Raw genomic sequence first — 16,905 nt, 5'->3', positions numbered from 1 at the left:
TTGTCTGTGATGATTATCTGTGTATTGCACAGGTAGTACAGATGTACCTGGTAAATAAATGAAGAAAGAATTGTTAGATATTGAATCCGGAGAACTTATTTCCACATCAGTGATGAGTTCTATTACTATTGACTGTACCATTTTTGGTTTTGAGAATGGCAGTCTTGAGGTTCTTCTGGTGAAACATGCGAAGGGTATCAGTGAAGGAAAATGGGGGCTCCCGGGGGGATGGATTCAGGAAGTGGAAAGTATAGATGCTGCGGCTCACAGGCTACTAAGAGAATTAACAGGACTGGAGAATATATACCTTGAGCAGCTCAAAGCTTTTGGAGAGCCCGATCGTTTCCCATTAGGGAGGGTCATAACTGTGGGTTATTATGCTTTGGTGAAACGGGAAGATTACAGCGTTAAAGCGGGGTTTACTGCTTCGGAAGCAAAATGGTTCAAAATTGCAGAGGTGCCCGAGCTGATATATGATCACACACAAATTTTGGAATACAGCATCCAAAACCTGAGAAAAAGAGTGCGGCAGGCTCCCATAGGTTTTAATCTTCTGCCAGAAAAATTTACACTCTTGCAGCTTATGCAATTATATCAGGAGATTTTAAAGGTAGAGATGGATAAGCCGAACTTTAGGAGGAAGTTCTTAAGGATGAAACTTTTGGTCGACATTAACGAGAAACAAAAAGATGTTTCGCACAGGGCGGCCAAACTGTACAAATTCGATAATAATACCTATCAAAAACTAACGGAAAAAGGTTTTAATTTCGAGTTTTAATAAGGCATATAGCTTTTAAAATAAAGGTATAGTTACTTAAGATTATCTATATTTGTATACATCTGCAAAACAACCATTTGTTGTTATTTCCAAGTTGATTCCATGAAAAAGAAAGAAGTGACTATTTATGATTTGGCTAAAGAGCTAAACTTTTCCCCTTCTACAGTTTCCCGGGCGTTAAATAACCACAAGAGTATCGGGAAAAAAACAACAAAGGAAATCCATAAAGCGGCACAAAGGCTTGGTTACAGGCCCAACTCTATTGCAGCCTCTCTGCGAAGTAATAAAAGTAAAACTATAGGTATCCTAATTGCCAGAATTAATAGCCCTTTTATGTCTACCCTTATAAGCGGAATTGAAGATACGGCGCGTAAAGCCAATTATAACGTGCTCATAAGTCAGTCTAATGAGAGTTATGAAAATGAGGTGAATAATGCCAAGGCGCTATATGATAGTCGCGTAGGGGGAGTGATTGTATCGCTTGCCATGGAAACAGTAGATACTTCTCACTTCAAGCAATTTTTAGACAAGAATATTCCTGTGGTTTTTGTAGATCGTGTTCCAAAAGAATTTAATTCTTACCGGGTAGTAATTGATAATTATGCTGCGGGGTATCGTGCCACGAAACATCTTATTGATCAGGGTTGTACCAGAATAGCACATTTTGCAGGGTCTCAACATGTAAATGTATATAACATGCGAAAGAAAGGATATATTGATGCCCTGATTGAAAATGGAATTGAGCTTGACGAAAAGCTGATCATTAGCCTTAAAACTATGAGTTCTACCGAAGGTTGGGAAGCGACAGAAAAACTGCTTGGTATGTCAAATCCGCCTGATGGCATCTTTTCTTCAAACGACAGTGCCGCTGTTAGTGCCATCCGCTGTGCAAAAGAAAGAGGAGTGAAGATACCGGAAGAACTAGCTATCATTGGTTTTAATGATGATCCTGTGGCTTCTATTGTGGAGCCTTCACTTTCCACTATTTCACACCCTGCAAGACGAATGGGGGAGATATCGGCTTTAAGAATTCTGGAACATTCAAAGGAAAGCCTCGGTACCAGCGTATCAGAGATCACAATGCTTGATACCAAGGTGGTTGTTCGTAATTCCAGCAGAAGAAAACCTTAGATTCCAAACTATTTTGGTGTTTAAAATATTAGATCAAGGCTAAAATAGGGTTTATAAGCGAAATCTATTTACCTGGGTTAAAAGTCAAAATATTCCTTCGCATTGTAATAGCATATATCCTGCACAATTTTTCCAATCCATTCCAAATCTTCAGGCAGTTCCTTCTTTTCGATCGCATTTCCGAAGTAGTTACATAAGATCCGTCGAAAATATTCATGTCTTGGAAAAGAAAGAAAGCTCCTGCTATCTGTCAACATACCCACAAAACAACTAACGAGCCCCATATTTGAGATGGTGGTTAATTGTTTCTCAATTCCATCTTTTTGATCGAGAAACCACCATGCAGAACCATGCTGTATTTTGCCTTTTTGGGAGTTGCCCATAAAATTTCCGGCCATGGTGGCCATAACCTCATTTTCGGAAGGATTTACATTGTATAAGATCGTTCTGGGCAGGGAATTGATTATGTCTAAAGAATCCAGGTATTTTGCCAGTGGTTTAGCTTGTTGAAAATCGCCTATACTGTCAACGCCTGCGTCTGCTCCCAGGTTATTCAACATTCTGGTGTTAGTATTACGAATAGGTCCCAAATGCAATTGCATTGTCCAGTTCTTTTCTGAATACATTTTTCCCAGATGGTACATTACTCCCGATTTAAAGACCAGAACTTCAGTTGTTTCCAGCAGCTCTCCTGACATTCTTTTATTCAGAATTCTATTGAGCGCTTCATCAGTAAAATCTTCGGAGAATGCACAATCCAAGCCATGGTCAGAAAGGCGGCAGCCATGTTCATGAAAATAGTCTATCCTGCTTTTTACGGCATCAAGGAAGCTTTCAAAGTCATCAATTTCAATCTCTGTTTGGGCTGATATTTTTTCAAGATAGGTCTGGAAACCTGCTTCCTCAATTCCCAGAAATCTATCAGGTCTAAATGTTGGTAGGATTTTAATTTGAAATCCGTCTTTGGCTATTTCCCGGTGGTAGCGTAGATCATCTGCAGGATCATCGGTAGTACAAACCACCTCTACATTCATTTTCCGAAGCAAATTCCGTACAGAAAATTCGGGAGTAGAGATGAGCGAGTTGCAATGATCATATACTTCTTCAGCATTTGAGGTGTTGAGAATTTCATCAACTCCAAAATATCTTTTTAATTCCAGGTGGGTCCAGTGATATAGCGGGTTCATTAGGGTATAAGGAATAGTCGCGGCCCATTTTCTGAATTTTTCCCTGTCGCTGGCCTCTCCCGTAATGTATTTTTCTTCTATGCCCAGTGCTCTCATTGCCCGCCATTTGTAATGATCGCCCTCTATCCACAGCTGGGTGAGGTTCTCAAAAATGCGGTTTTTTGCAATATCTTTTGCTGAAAGATGGCAGTGATAATCAATAAGGGGCATTGATTTAGCAAAATCGTGATATAACTTTCTCGCGTGATTGGTCTCCAGGAGAAAATCAGCGTCTATGAAATTTTTCATTTTAATCTTCTTAGAATATTACCTGAGTGTGAAATTGGCTTCTTTTAGTTCTTTTCCCAGTTCAATGCTTCTTTTTCCGGGGCTTGAGCCACCAATGTAGACGCTAAATTCACCCGATTCCAAAACGCTCTCTCCTTCATTATTCACTAGTTGCATCATCTGCGGAGTGATCTCAAATGAAATTTCTTCGGAAGCGCCAGGCTCCAGTTCAACCCTTTTTATTCCGTATAATTGAGATTTTGGGGTTCTTACTGAAGCTTTAAGATCAGATACATAAAGCTGAACTACTTCTTCTGCTTTCGTTTCTCCGGAATTTGTCACCACAACTTTTGCTGTTAATGATTTTCCTTTTTTCAGTTTTTTGTCTGAAAGTTTGATCTCTGAATAATTAAAGTCGCTGTAGCTAAGGCCATAGCCAAAGGGATACATGGGCTCTGCATCCATGTATTTATAGGTTCTGCCTTCCATACTATAATCTTCGTATGCCGGAAGGTCATCTAAAGACTTAGGAAAGGTTATTGGGAGCCTTCCCGATGGTGATACCTTTCCAAAAATGACATCTGCAACGGCATTTCCTCCCTCTTCCCCGGGATACCAAACCAGGAGAACAGCATCTGCCAGTTCATGTACTTCCTGAAGGTTCATAGGGCTACCTCCTGTGATCACGGCGATAACAGGAGCATCACCTGCCGCTTCATTCAGTTTTCTCAAATAATCGATCTGATTTTGTGGAAGATTGTAATCCAGCCGGTCTCCAAAAGTTTCTGAAGCTATAGATTCTCCTTCTTCTCCTTCAAGAACTCCCGAAATTCCTAATACGGCAATGGTTGCATCGCTATTGCCCGCATTTGGGGAAGCCCAGTCCTGCGGATTCGCATTTGGTCTGTCAAGCAATGTTCCCTGGCGGTATTGCATTTGGCTCTGTGGCTCAATCGCCCCGGCAAGGCCTTCAAGAATGGTGACAAGGTTGGGGTTGATTCCGTGGTAATTTCCAAGTAGCACCTCAATACTCGTAGCATTCGGGCCGGTAATAAAGTACTTGGAAAGGTCATTTTTGAGAGGTAATGCTCCGTTGTTCTTAAGCATTACAATAGATTTCTGCGCAACTTTTCTTGCCAGAGCCCTGTGTTCTTCGGTGTCGAGATCTTCTGCTGAAAGCTGTGAATATGGATTGTCTTCTGCGGGGTCAAAAAGGCCTAATTTGAACTTCGTTTTTAGAAGGACAGCAAGTTGCTCGTCAATTTCGGCTTCAGTTACCAAACCTTGTTCAACGGCTTCGACCAAGGAAGGATATACGCTTCCGCAGTTAAGGTTCACACCGCTTTTAATTCCCAGAGCTGCAGCTTCCTCGGGAGTTTCCACCACGTTGTGGCCTTCGTAAAAATCTACCAACGCCCAGCAGTCACTTACGATATGCCCCTGGAAATTCCATTTGTCACGTAAAACGTCCTGCAATAAATATTTGTTTGCGCAACAGGGTTCCCCGTTTGTCGCGTTATAGGCGCACATGATGGTTTCCACATCTGCATCTACAAGGGCTTTAAAAGCCGGTAAATAAGTTTCCCACATATCTTTCATGGAAGCTTCGGCATTGAACTCATGACGAAGTTTTTCGGGTCCGCTGTGCACGGCATAATGTTTTGCGGCCGCAGCAGTTTTCAGGTATTTAGGATGATCACCCTGTAAACCTTTTACAAAAGCTGTCCCCAATAAGGCGGTAAGGAATGGATCTTCTCCATAAGTCTCCTGCCCACGGCCCCAACGAGGGTCCCGGAAGATATTAATGTTCGGAGTCCAAAAAGTGAGTCCGCTGTATTGACGGCGATAGCCATTTTCTACTGCGGTATTATGGGTAGCCCGCGCCTCATCCGAGATCGCATTGGCAACATCAAGAATTAGATCTTCATCAAAAGTAGCTCCCATGCCAATGGCCTGAGGGAATACAGTTGCCACACCAGATCGTCCAATACCATGTAAAGCTTCGTTCCACCAGTTGTATTCGGGGATGCCCAGTCGTTCTACTGCGGGACTGTTATGCATCATCTGCCAGGCCTTCTCTTCAATAGTCAATCGATTGATTAGATCCTGAGTCCTTTCCTCTATACTTAAGGTAGGATCATTGAAAGGATAATTTTGATTTTTAGGATTTTCCTGGGCAACGGCAAATCCCGTAATAAAGGTTATAAGTAAAATTAAAAACTTTCTGATTATTAGACTTTTCATGTGGCTATTTTATGGGTTGGTTATTCTTCTAGTGTAGAGGTAATAAACATTGCATCTTAACAAATTAAATATATTTTTAATTTAAACGCAACCGATTGCGTAAAATGTTTTGCCGATAGGTTATTTTTTTCTATTTTTCCGTTCCAAATCACGTGCATATTTTAAATAATCCTCTCCAATGTCTAAATGTCTTTACTTCATATTTTTACTAGTAATTCTCCCGTTAAACCTTCGTTCTCAGGATGGTTATGACCTATGGCTGCAATATTATCCTATTGAAGAAGCGACCCTAAGAGAAAACTATTCCACCCAAATTCAGGGATTAATAACTTATGGGTCTGGCGCTACACTGGATGCTGCGGTCTCTGAGCTTGAAAAAGCTTATGCGGGGTTCTTTGACGCATCAATTCCAACCGCTATCTCCATTAAAGAAAACAGCCTGGTTCTGGGCACCCGTGATAACCTTCCTGCGTATGTGCTTCCTTCTTTGGAAGGAGAATTTACAAAAATTAATTCTGAAGGTTATATTATCAAAAAGATCCGCATTGGAAATACACCTGCAACAGTAATTACTGCAGAAACTGAAGCCGGACTTCTATACGGTACTTTCAGGTTTATCAAAGAAATGCAGTTGAGAAACGCAATAGATAAAATATCTATAACCGATTCTCCAAAAATTCAGATCAGGGTGCTAAATCACTGGGACAACCTGGATAGAACCGTGGAACGCGGCTATGCCGGCTTCTCCATTTGGGACTGGCACCACCTGCCCGAGCTTATCAAACCTGAATATATTGACTATGCCCGCGCTAATGCCTCTATTGGGGTTAATGGAACCGTGTTGACCAATGTGAACGCCAGTTCGGTTGTGCTTACTTCAGCATACATTGAAAAAGTAAAAGCCCTGGCTGATGTTTTCAGGCCCTACGGAATTAAGGTCTACTTAACGGCACGTTTTTCTTCCCCAATGGAATCGGGTGACCTGGAAACGGCCGATCCTTTTGATCCTGAAGTAAAACAATGGTGGAAAGATAAAGCCGATGAAATTTATGCTGAAATCCCCGATTTTGGTGGATTTTTAGTCAAAGCAAATTCTGAAGGACAACCCGGCCCTAATAACTATGGTAGATCTCACGTTGATGGTGCAAATATGCTTGCTGAGGCCGTAGCGCCACACAACGGAATTGTGATGTGGCGGGCCTTTGTCTACTCAGAACACGATCCTGATGACAGGGCGAAACAGGCGTATTCCGAATTTGTACCTTTTGACGGGCAGTTCCATGACAACGTGCTGGTGCAGGTGAAGAACGGGCCAATAGATTTCCAGCCGCGGGAGCCATTTCACCCTATGTTTGGCGCAATGCCCGACACCCCACTAATGATGGAATTCCAGATCACGCAGGAATATCTTGGTTTTAGTTCCCACCTGGTTTACCTGCCAAAAATGTTCGAGGAAGTGCTTGATGAAGATACCTATGTACAGGGGGAAGGATCTACAGTAGCGAAAGTTATAGATGGAACCCTGTCAAATAAAAAATTAACAGGAATCGCCGGGGTGGCCAATATTGGAACTGCAAAGAACTGGACAGGTCATCCTTTTGGGCAGGCCAACTGGTATGGCTTTGGAAGACTGGCCTGGGATCCTTACATAGATTCTGAAGAGATCGCAGAAGACTGGCTAAAAATGACATTTTCAAAGGATAAGGATTTTGTTGATGAGGTGAGTGAAATGATGTTGGATTCCCGGGAAGCAGTTGTAAATTATATGACTCCTTTAGGTCTCCATCATATCATGGACACAGGGCATCATTACGGCCCCGGCCCGTGGGTTGACAACCTGGACAGGCCCGAATGGAATCCCGTCTATTATCACCGTGCCGATTCTTTGGGAGTTGGTTTTGACCGAACTACTACAGGAAGCAATGCGCTTGCTCAATATGCAGAACCACTTAGAGAAAAGTATAATTCAATAGAAACAACCCCCGAGCAATATTTGCTTTGGTTCCACCACGTGCCCTGGGATTATGAAATGAAGAATGGAAAGACTCTTTGGCATAACATGGCTGCTAAATATCAGCAAGGTGTGGAAGAAGTGGAAGATATGGTGAAGACCTGGAATGAAATGGAAGAATATGTAGATGAAGAGAGGTTTGCCACGACACAAATGCTGCTTCAAATTCAGCTAAAAGAAGCAAAGTGGTGGCGTGATGCCGTACTTCTGTATTTCCAGCAGTTTTCTGAAATGGAATTACCCGAATTTGTCCCTACACCCGAACATGATTTAGAATATTATCAATCACTGGAATTCCCTTATGCACCCGGCATAAGCCCTTCCTGGCATTAAACTACTTATGAACAAAAATCTTATAGCACTGGTAACTGGCGCAAATGCCGGACTGGGATTTGCGACCGCAAAAAAATTCTGTGATAACGGAATTACCACCTACGTAAATGGTAGGAATAAAGAGAAAACCCTGCAATCCTGCGAGGAACTGGGGCCAAATGCAAAACCTTTTATCCTTGACCTCAATAATCTGGATGAAATACCTGAAGCCGTCGCAAAACTTGCTGAAGAAGCCGGAAAAATTGATATTCTGGTGAACAATGCAGGGATCAATATGAAAAAGGAATTTCTTGAAGTTACTAACGACGAATTTCAGAATATTCTCCACACCAATGTGCTTGCGCTGTTTGCAGTGAGCAGGGAAGTGGCAAAAGTGATGAAAAAGAATAACTACGGAAGCATCATCAATATTAGCTCTATGGCGGCTCAATATGGTATTCCTAAAGTGATCGCATATTCGGCGAGTAAAACTGCCATAGACGGGATGACGCGTGCAATGGCCGTAGATCTTGCGCAATTTGGGATCAGGGTGAATGCTGTTGCTCCCGGGTTCATTAAAACCAATATGTCCAGCAAAGCTTTGGATAATGATCCAGAACGTAAGAACAAGGTGCTTTCCAGGACCCCAATGGGAAAACTGGGAGAACCTTCAGATGTTGCAGATGCAGTTTACTATTTCGCAACTTCAGAATCCAAATTCACTACCGGAACTGTTCTTCCGGTAGATGGTGGAAACTCAATAGGTTTTTAGAATGTATAAAATGACCCAAACCATGCGTTGGTACGGCCCTAACGACGTGCTCTCGCTTAAAGAATTGAAACAAGCCGGGATCACCGGGATTGTCACTGCATTGCACGAAATTCCCGTGGGAGAAATCTGGTCCAAAAATGCCATTTTAGAGAGGAAAGAAGAAATTGAAGGCCTTGGTTTGCAATGGAGCGTGATAGAAAGTCTTCCAGTGCATGAGGATATCAAGAAACGCTCGGGTAATTTTGAAAAATACATTGAAAATTACAAGATAAGCCTCCGCAACGTAGGTGAATGTGGCATTGAAGTAGTGGCTTATAACTTTATGCCTATCCTGGATTGGGTGCGTACAGATCATTTTTACGAAAATAAAGAAGGCGCAACAGTACTAAGGTACGACCCGGTAAAATTCGCTTTTTTCGACCTTTTTCTGCTGAAGAGGAAGAATGTAGAGCAGGATTATTCCGATGCTGAGATTGCTGAAGCCAAAGCTCTTGGCGAAAAGATGTCTTCTGAAGAAAAAGAGCAGCTTTTTAAGAACATCCTTCTAGGTTTGCCCGGAAGTAAAGAGAACTTCACTCCGGAAATCATTAAAGATCTGCTTGAATCCTATAGCCATATTAATGATCAAAAACTTCGGGAGAATCTGGTTGCTTTCTTAAAAGAAGTAGCTCCTGTAGCGGCTGAAAGTGGTGTAAAACTGGCCATTCATCCAGATGATCCCCCATTTTCTGTATTGGGATTACCAAGAGTGGTTAGCAAACAGAGCGACCTGGAGTATATTTTCAGCAATGTGGATAATAACGCCAACGGACTCTGTTATTGCACCGGATCTCTTGGTGCAAATCCCAAAAATGACCTTCTGCAGATCTTTGAAAAATTTAGTGACAGGATCCACTTTTTGCACCTTCGGAATGTGAAAAGGGAAACTTCCGGAGTTTTTATGGAGTCAGATCATTTAGACGGAGATGTTCCTATGACCGAAGTAATGAAGAAGATCCTTAAACTTCAGCAGGAAAAACAGAAAAGCATCCCCATGCGGCCAGATCATGGTTATCTGCATTCCATGGAAAAAGATAAAAATTATTACGCCGGCTATTCATTTATAGGACGGTTGAAAGGTCTGGCTGAATTGCGCGGACTCGAACTCGGAATCCTTGAAACTCACAAATAGAAATCTATGGCTCAATTAAACATTTTAAAAAATTCAGCGCTTTTGATGCTGTCCCTTTCCCTTTTGACCGCTTGTAAAAATGAATCGGAAAAAGAAGAACAGACGACTTTGACCGCTGAAGAACAGCAACAGGAAAAAGGCCTTAAAGATTATTATTCAGACTATTTTCCAATAGGAGTGGCGGTGGGACCGGGCACTGTTCAGGGAGAATCTGCCGAACTTCTTAAAAAGGAATTTAACAGCATTACTCCGGAAAATGTAATGAAGATGGGGCCAATTCATCCCGAGCAAGACCGGTTTAACTGGGAGCAGGCAGATGCAATTGCAAATTTTGCCCGTGAAAATGATCTTATGATGCGGGGGCATGCCCTGGTATGGCATCAGCAAACCGGAGACTGGATCTTTGAAGCTGAAGATGGTGGGAAAGTGAGTAAGGAGGAGCTGCTAAGCAGGATGAAAACCCATATTGACTCTGTAGTCTCGCGATATAAAGGAACTATTTACGCCTGGGATGTAGTCAATGAAGCCATTGCCGATGACAGCACCCAATTCCTAAGAAAATCTGAATGGTATGACATAGCAGGAGAGGATTTCATCATTAAAGCCTTTGAATATGCCCGCGCAGCCGATCCTGATGCTAAACTTTATTACAACGATTACAACGCCATTATTCCCGAAAAAAGGGACCGTATCTATAAACTTTTAAAGATGCTGGTTGACCGGGATGTGCCAATCGACGGAGTGGGAATTCAGGGGCACTGGTCTATCTATGGCCCTTCGGAAGAGGAATTGCGTAAAGCTTTGGATATGTATTCTTCTTTAGGCCTGGAAGTGCAGATCACAGAACTTGATGTGTCTATTTATCCGTGGGAAAAGGAACAAAGAGACCGCAGGCCAGATGAGTCCGACGAGTTCACACCCGAACTGGAACAAAAGCAACTGGAAGCTTACGATATGTTTTTCCGGGTTTTTAGAGATTACAAAGATGTACTTTCAAGCGTGACCTTCTGGAACCTTTCAGATCAATATTCCTGGTTGGATTATTATCCGGTGGAAGGCCGAAAAAACTACCCGCTATTGTTTGACGAAGATATGCAGCGAAAAAAGGCATATTTTGAAGTTATTGATTTCCAGGAAGAAAAAGAATAAAATATCAGTAGTATGAATATCTCCCTAAATATCATGAAAACCAATTTTTTGTTCTTCCTGCTTTTCCTGGGATTGAGCTACAGCTCTGTACTTGCACAGGAGTCTTATATATCTACTTCTGAAGAAAACGGATTTTTTCCGTTGGTCACTACAAATATAACATCGGCAATTTACGTTGATGATCATGACTTTAAAGGCGTTCATCGCGTAGCCGAAGATCTTCAGAAGGATATTGAAAGGGTGACCGGAAAACTTCCGGAGTTATTAAAAATTTCCGAAGTAACTTCAGGTACACCTGTAATTGTTGGTACCCTGGGCAAAAGTGGCCTTATTGACCAACTGGTTCAGAATAACAAGATTGATGTTTCGGGGATTGAAGGAAAATGGGAAACCTTTGTCATTAAGGTGGTGGAAGATCCATTTCCCGGGGTGGAGCAGGCACTGGTGATCGTGGGAAGTGATAAACGCGGGGCCATTTTCGGGATGTATGATGTGTCCCGAGAAATTGGGGTTTCTCCCTGGTACTACTGGGCAGATGTTCCGGCGAAAAGATCGGATGCCCTTTATGTAAAGCCGGGAACTCATACCAAAGGAACGCCAGAAGTTAAGTACCGCGGAATTTTCATAAACGATGAAGCCCCTGCACTTGCAGGTTGGGCAACAGAGAATTTTGGCGGCTTCACCAGCGGATTCTATGTGCATGTTTTTGAACTCATCTTGCGGATGCAGGGGAATTACCTGTGGCCGGCGATGTGGGGAAGAGCTTTTTATGATGATGATCCCAAAAACCCTGTTTTGGCAGATGAATACGGCGTGGTAATAGGAACATCTCACCACGAACCATTAATGCGGGCACACGACGAGTGGAGACGCTTTGGCGAAGGGGAATGGAATTATAATACCAATCCAAAAAATCTTCAGGGGTTCTGGAGAGGCGGGATTGAACGCATGGGCGATTTTGAAAGTGTAGTTACGGTGGGAATGCGCGGCGACGGCGATGAGCCAATGGCTGAAGGTACTGCGATAGAACTACTCGAAAAAATTGTGGAAGACCAGCGGGAGATCATTGCTGAAGTCACAGGCAAACCGGCAGAGGAAACTCCGCAGGTTTGGGCACTTTATAAAGAAGTGCAGGATTATTATGACCAGGGAATGCGGGTGCCCGATGATGTTACCCTGCTTTTGGCAGATGACAACTGGGGAAATATCCGGAAGCTCCCAAATCCCGATGACGCTCCAAGAGAAGGTGGCTACGGAATTTATTATCACTTTGACTACGTGGGAGGCCCAAGAAATTATAAATGGATCAATACCTCTCAAATTTCCCGCGTTTGGGAACAAATGAACCTCGCTTACGAATTTGGAGCAGACCAACTTTGGATAGTGAATGTGGGAGACATAAAACCTATGGAATACCCTACAAGTTTCTTCCTGGATTATGCCTGGAATCCTGAAAAAATTGATACCGGAGATCTGAGAAGTTATACTGAAGATTGGGCTGCAAGGCAGCTGCCCGAAGAGCATTCCGAAGAAATTGCAGATATCCTGCTCACTTACACAAAATACAACAGCCGCAGGAAACCTGAATTAATAAGTCCCCAAACCTATAGCCTCACAAACTTCAACGAGGCTGATAGAATTGTAAAAGAATATCGTGATTTGGAACAGCGGGCGGAAGCAATCTATGTACAGATCCCTGAAGAATATCAGGATGCTTATTTTCAACTGTTATTATTTCCTGTAAAGGCGTCGGCAAACCTGAATGAGTTGTACGTTTCGGCGGCAAAAAATGAACTTTATGCAGCCCAGGGCAGAGCTGTAGCAAATAAATATGCCGATAAGACCCAGGAACTTTTTGAGAAAGATGCTGAACTGACGGAGCAGTATCATACCGATCTAGCAGACGGAAAATGGAACCATATGATGTCTCAAACGCACATTGGTTACACCTATTGGCAACAACCCGATCAAAACAATATGCCTGAAGTTGCAAAGATCGAAGTTCCCGAAAAAGCTGAGATGGGTGTGGTTGTACAGGGTGCCAAAAATGCCATTTTTGAGAGGAATTCTTCCGGCAGCTTGCCAGTCTTTGATCTCTTCAACGACCAGGAGTTTTACGTGGAAGCTTTTAATAAAGGCCAAAAATCTTTTCAGTATAAAATTCAGAAGAAGTCAGATTGGATAGAGATTTCCGAAGAAAAAGGGATAATAGAAGATCAAAAAAGACTTTTGGTTAGTGTGAATTGGGAAAAAGCTCCTAAAGGTATGACTCATGGCTCTTTCCAAATTAAAGGTGCTGGAAATAAAGTAACTGTTGAAGTTCCGGTTAACAACCCGCAGGATGAGAATATTCAAGGCTTTGTAGAGAGCAACGGCTATATTTCTATGGAAGCGGCTAACTTTTCAGAAAATAATCAGGTAAACAGCAGAGGGTGGCAATTGATCCCAAACCTTGGCCGAACAGGATCTTCAATGGCTTCTTATCCGCATGCACCCACGCAGCAGGAACTTTCTGAAAATAACCCTTATCTCGCTTATAATTTTCATAACTTTAGTTCAGGTGATGCTGAAGTTGAATTTTACTTATCTCCCACGCTGGATTTCAGGAACCAGGGCGGCTTGAAATTTGCAGTTTCTGTTGATGACAGGGAACCGGAAGTGATCAATATGCATGAGCAGACAGAGGATAACTGGAATACTTCGGTAGCCAACAACGTAACGAAAGTAAGAACAACAATAAACCTTGAGCCGGGGAATCACAGCTTGAAAGTGTGGGCCATAGAATCTGGCGTGGTGGTACAAAAGATTGTGATAAGGACGGGAGAAAATAGAGATTCCTATCTTGGACCTCCCGAAAGTGCAAAGGTGGAATAAAATAAAATTTAATAATGAAGTATAGAATTTTAGGAAAGACAGGATTTAAAATATCTGAAATATCTCTTGGAACCTGGCAGGTAGGAGGGAAATGGGGTTCGGGATTTGATGACCAAAAAGCCGAAGAAATACTTAACACCGCAATTGACAACGGGATAAATTTCATAGATACAGCCGATGTTTACGAAGATGGCTTGAGTGAGGCAGCGGTAGGAAGAGTGGTAAGATCAAGATCTGAAAAGATCTATGTGGCTACCAAGTGCGGCCGCAGGATATCACCTCATGTAAATGAGGGCTACACACCCGAAGCTTTAACTAAATTTGTAGAGGATAGCCTAAAAAACACCGGGCTGGAAAGACTGGATTTTATTCAGTTGCATTGTCCTCCAACCGATGTTTACTACAGGCCGGAGATCTTTGAGACTTTTGAAAGATTGCAGGAGCAGGGCAAAATAGACAAGTTGGGCGTGAGTGTCGAAAAAGTTGAAGAAGGGATCAAAGCTTTGGAATACGATAACGTTTCTACGGTCCAGATCATCTATAACCTCTTTCGGCAGCGGCCACAGGAGAAGTTCTTTAAAATGGCAGCAGAGAAGAATGTTGGGATCATCGTAAGAGTCCCTCTGGCGAGCGGATTGTTAACCGGAAAATTCAGTAAAGATTCTCATTTCTCGCCCGAAGATCACCGTAATTTTAATCGTGACGGGGAAGCTTTTGATAAAGGGGAAACTTTTGCCGGAGTAAATTTTGAGAGGGGGGTAGAGGCTGCAAATGCTTTAAAAGCAGTTTTCCCCGATACAGAAAATCTGGCGCCCATGGCCTTGAAGTGGATCTTGAGAAGGGAAGAGGTGAGTACTGTCATTCCCGGTGCTTCAAAAGTAGATCATTTGCTATCAAATCTTTCAGTAGAGGAAACTCCAGATCTTTCTGAAGATCAAATTCAGAAAATGAACAGGGTTTACGAGGAATTTATCAAAAACGAAGTTCATCAACGCTGGTAGAAATTTCGGCAACGAAAAATTGACAATAAAAACACCATTTTTGAGATCCCGTCACTTCTTTTGTGACGGGATCTTTCTTTTAAAGAGATCTGAATATGGATATTTTTTCAGAAGAAGCTTCATAAAAGATCCAGCCAAACATACTTTAGTGAATTCCTCAAAACCTGATACTTTCTCTTAGTGATTTGTGGGAATTTTCAGGGGGTTTATGCCTCAATTTGATGAAGTAGGTGTTTTTAAGCGATCTTCTTTATGATTTTATAATGAACAATTTACTCGACAAATCGCTTTATTGTTGACCTGATTGATGAAAAAGCTGCTTATAATTATATTTTGGGAATTTCCGTAAATATTGAGTTACTTCGTGTCGGTTATTTTAGATCCATTTTTGGAGACAAATTTTGTCTTTAAAACTGCTTTAAATTTCCGAAAATGTTAAAGGGGAGTAACATTTATAAAGGTGTATTTTGATTCTAATTTTATTAATCGCAGCCATATTCGGCTTTGTTTTATCAACTACCTTATTTCTTAAGAGGTCAACAAATACACTTGCCACCCGTATTTTGGGAGGTTTCTACTTTCTTCTTTCGCTATATGCCTTACAGGCTTATATTATAGATGGGGGCTATTTAGAACACTTTACCTGGTTCTTTCTGTGGCCTTTGTTACCATATCATCTCATTTTTGTTCCCATTTACTATTACTTCCAGGTTATTTTAACGGATAGGCTTAATTTCAAGATCACCGATTTAATTTTATTCATTCCCTTTCTACTGGGCGTTATAGATGTAAGTTATGTTTATCTTCAACCGGTAAGTTTTTATAATGATATAATCTCCCATACGATATCATCTCCGGAAAGGAGGCTGGAAGTAGATTACTGGCTGCTCACTCTTGATCAACACCTTCTAATACGCCACGTTTGGCAATTAGGGGTGTTAGTGGTATTACTGCCTCAACTTATAACCTTTATCAAAAAAGACAAGAATGATGAGCTAAAATCTATTCTAAATAAGTGGTTAGTTACTTTTTGGAGTATTCTCATGATCATGGCATTACTGGCTATTCTTTATGCATTAGAAAAAATGTTTGAAGAGAATTTATTCCATTCGTTGCTGGTCATTGGAAAAAATGGAGGTATAATTACTTTCTTTCTTTATATAGCCTTATTCCTTATTGGAGTTATTCCAATTTATTTTCCGACAATTCTGTATGGATACCCTCAAAAAGTAATACCTGCTTCCAGTCCCGAAGTAGCTGTAAAGGAGCCAAAAGAGCAGGATGATGAATTAAAATTTGGTCTCGATGAGCAGGAGGTGAAATCTAAACTCATGGGGTTAAAGGATAGAAAATTGTACCTAAACCAAAATTTTAATCTTACCGAATGTGCAAGGGAACTGGAAATGCCTTCACATCATATCTCATACTTCCTCAAAAAGCAGTACGGATTAAGCTTTGCTTCCTACAAAAATAGTCTACGCATGGAGCATGCAAAACAACTTATTGAAAATGGCTATTTAGAAAGCAACACTATTGAAGCTTTGGCCAGTGAATGTGGTTTTACCAGCAGAACTTCCTTTAGTAAAACCTTCAAAACCCTTGTGGAAGTTAGCCCTAGCGAGTATGCCGCCACTATGAATTAGCTTTGTGAAGCCTCTCTGTTTCAGTAATAAGCACGTGTCCAAATTTAATTTGAATACATCATTTGTGGGATTTTAACTGCATTAACGTTTTTTTAAGGTTTTTTTTGCGCCATGAAATGGGAGCAATTGAAGATTTATGTTAGGATCTTCTATATATACCCAAAAGTGGGTATTGTTATCAATTAAGTACTTATATATATTCGCCGCTTTAACTTTTTGTTAAGAAGTGCTTTCTTTCATAAGACATAATTGAAACAGATTTGACTTTAAACTAAATCATTAATACATAATCAATGGGGGCTGGCAGCTAGCTTTTGCTTTAGATCTATGTTAAACAACTTATTATCATGAATAAAAAGAAGTTT

The 16,905-nt window shown here is 41.5% G+C and carries 11 protein-coding genes; 9 read left to right on the top strand and 2 right to left on the bottom strand.

All coding sequences use genetic code 11. The features are described from left to right. Positions 1–58 precede the first annotated feature (58 nt). A complete protein-coding gene (locus VS868_RS03460) occupies positions 59–778 on the top strand; it encodes an NUDIX domain-containing protein (protein WP_266069205.1) in 720 nt (239 codons plus the stop codon). Between the two features lie 102 nt (positions 779–880). After that, positions 881–1,909, top strand: coding sequence for a LacI family DNA-binding transcriptional regulator (locus tag VS868_RS03455; RefSeq protein WP_345599208.1), 1,029 nt, complete (start codon positions 881–883; stop codon positions 1,907–1,909). Positions 1,910–1,986: 77 nt separating this feature from the next. Here the strand turns inward: VS868_RS03455 and uxaC are convergent, their stop codons facing one another. Further along, positions 1,987–3,384: a glucuronate isomerase gene (gene uxaC, locus VS868_RS03450; RefSeq protein ID WP_345599207.1), complete on the bottom strand. Its 1,398-nt coding sequence runs from the start codon at positions 3,382–3,384 to the stop codon at positions 1,987–1,989. An 18-nt stretch (positions 3,385–3,402) separates the two neighbouring features. Further along, the gene (locus VS868_RS03445) at positions 3,403–5,607 is read right to left on the bottom strand and encodes a glycoside hydrolase family 3 N-terminal domain-containing protein (RefSeq protein WP_345599206.1); all 2,205 of its coding nucleotides are present in this window, start codon (positions 5,605–5,607) and stop codon (positions 3,403–3,405) included. 178 nt (positions 5,608–5,785) lie between these two features. Between VS868_RS03445 and VS868_RS03440 the strand changes: the two genes are divergently transcribed. From VS868_RS03440 to VS868_RS03410, 7 genes are all read left to right on the top strand, one after another. Beyond that, positions 5,786–7,951 (top strand): alpha-glucuronidase family glycosyl hydrolase, encoded by a 2,166-nt coding sequence (locus tag VS868_RS03440; protein ID WP_345599205.1) that lies wholly within the window; start codon positions 5,786–5,788, stop codon positions 7,949–7,951. 7 nt (positions 7,952–7,958) lie between these two features. Next, complete coding sequence (locus VS868_RS03435) at positions 7,959–8,702, top strand: SDR family oxidoreductase (protein WP_266069200.1); 744 nt, start codon at positions 7,959–7,961, stop codon at positions 8,700–8,702. Between the two features lies 1 nt (position 8,703). Then, positions 8,704–9,873 (top strand): mannonate dehydratase, encoded by a 1,170-nt coding sequence (gene uxuA / locus VS868_RS03430; RefSeq protein WP_345599204.1) that lies wholly within the window; start codon positions 8,704–8,706, stop codon positions 9,871–9,873. 6 nt (positions 9,874–9,879) lie between these two features. Continuing rightward, complete coding sequence (locus VS868_RS03425) at positions 9,880–11,022, top strand: endo-1,4-beta-xylanase (RefSeq protein ID WP_345599203.1); 1,143 nt, start codon at positions 9,880–9,882, stop codon at positions 11,020–11,022. Between the two features lie 12 nt (positions 11,023–11,034). After that, positions 11,035–13,896: a glycosyl hydrolase 115 family protein gene (locus VS868_RS03420; RefSeq protein ID WP_345599202.1), complete on the top strand. Its 2,862-nt coding sequence runs from the start codon at positions 11,035–11,037 to the stop codon at positions 13,894–13,896. Between the two features lie 14 nt (positions 13,897–13,910). Continuing rightward, positions 13,911–14,897 (top strand): aldo/keto reductase, encoded by a 987-nt coding sequence (locus tag VS868_RS03415; protein WP_345599201.1) that lies wholly within the window; start codon positions 13,911–13,913, stop codon positions 14,895–14,897. Positions 14,898–15,364: 467 nt separating this feature from the next. After that, the gene (locus VS868_RS03410) at positions 15,365–16,540 is read left to right on the top strand and encodes an AraC family transcriptional regulator (protein WP_266069195.1); all 1,176 of its coding nucleotides are present in this window, start codon (positions 15,365–15,367) and stop codon (positions 16,538–16,540) included. The last annotated feature ends 365 nt before the right edge of the window (positions 16,541–16,905 follow it).

Source organism: Salinimicrobium sp. 3283s, assembly GCF_039602225.1.
Taxonomy (GTDB): domain Bacteria; phylum Bacteroidota; class Bacteroidia; order Flavobacteriales; family Flavobacteriaceae; genus Salinimicrobium; species Salinimicrobium profundisediminis.
The sequence above is the reverse complement of the archived record's forward strand: the minus strand, read 5'-3'. Positions and strand labels throughout refer to the sequence as shown.

Excerpts from the sequence above, each read along its gene's own strand:
- VS868_RS03435 (WP_266069200.1), top strand. The coding sequence starts at position 7,959 with ATGAACAAAAATCTTATAGCACTGGTAACTGGCGCAAATGCCGGACTG.
- VS868_RS03445 (WP_345599206.1), bottom strand. The coding sequence starts at position 5,607 with ATGAAAAGTCTAATAATCAGAAAGTTTTTAATTTTACTTATAACCTTT.
- VS868_RS03455 (WP_345599208.1), top strand. The coding sequence starts at position 881 with ATGAAAAAGAAAGAAGTGACTATTTATGATTTGGCTAAAGAGCTAAAC.
- VS868_RS03425 (WP_345599203.1), top strand. The coding sequence starts at position 9,880 with ATGGCTCAATTAAACATTTTAAAAAATTCAGCGCTTTTGATGCTGTCC.
- VS868_RS03420 (WP_345599202.1), top strand. The coding sequence starts at position 11,035 with ATGAATATCTCCCTAAATATCATGAAAACCAATTTTTTGTTCTTCCTG.
- VS868_RS03460 (WP_266069205.1), top strand. The coding sequence starts at position 59 with ATGAAGAAAGAATTGTTAGATATTGAATCCGGAGAACTTATTTCCACA.
- uxaC (WP_345599207.1), bottom strand. The coding sequence starts at position 3,384 with ATGAAAAATTTCATAGACGCTGATTTTCTCCTGGAGACCAATCACGCG.
- uxuA (WP_345599204.1), top strand. The coding sequence starts at position 8,704 with ATGTATAAAATGACCCAAACCATGCGTTGGTACGGCCCTAACGACGTG.
- VS868_RS03440 (WP_345599205.1), top strand. The coding sequence starts at position 5,786 with ATGTCTAAATGTCTTTACTTCATATTTTTACTAGTAATTCTCCCGTTA.
- VS868_RS03415 (WP_345599201.1), top strand. The coding sequence starts at position 13,911 with ATGAAGTATAGAATTTTAGGAAAGACAGGATTTAAAATATCTGAAATA.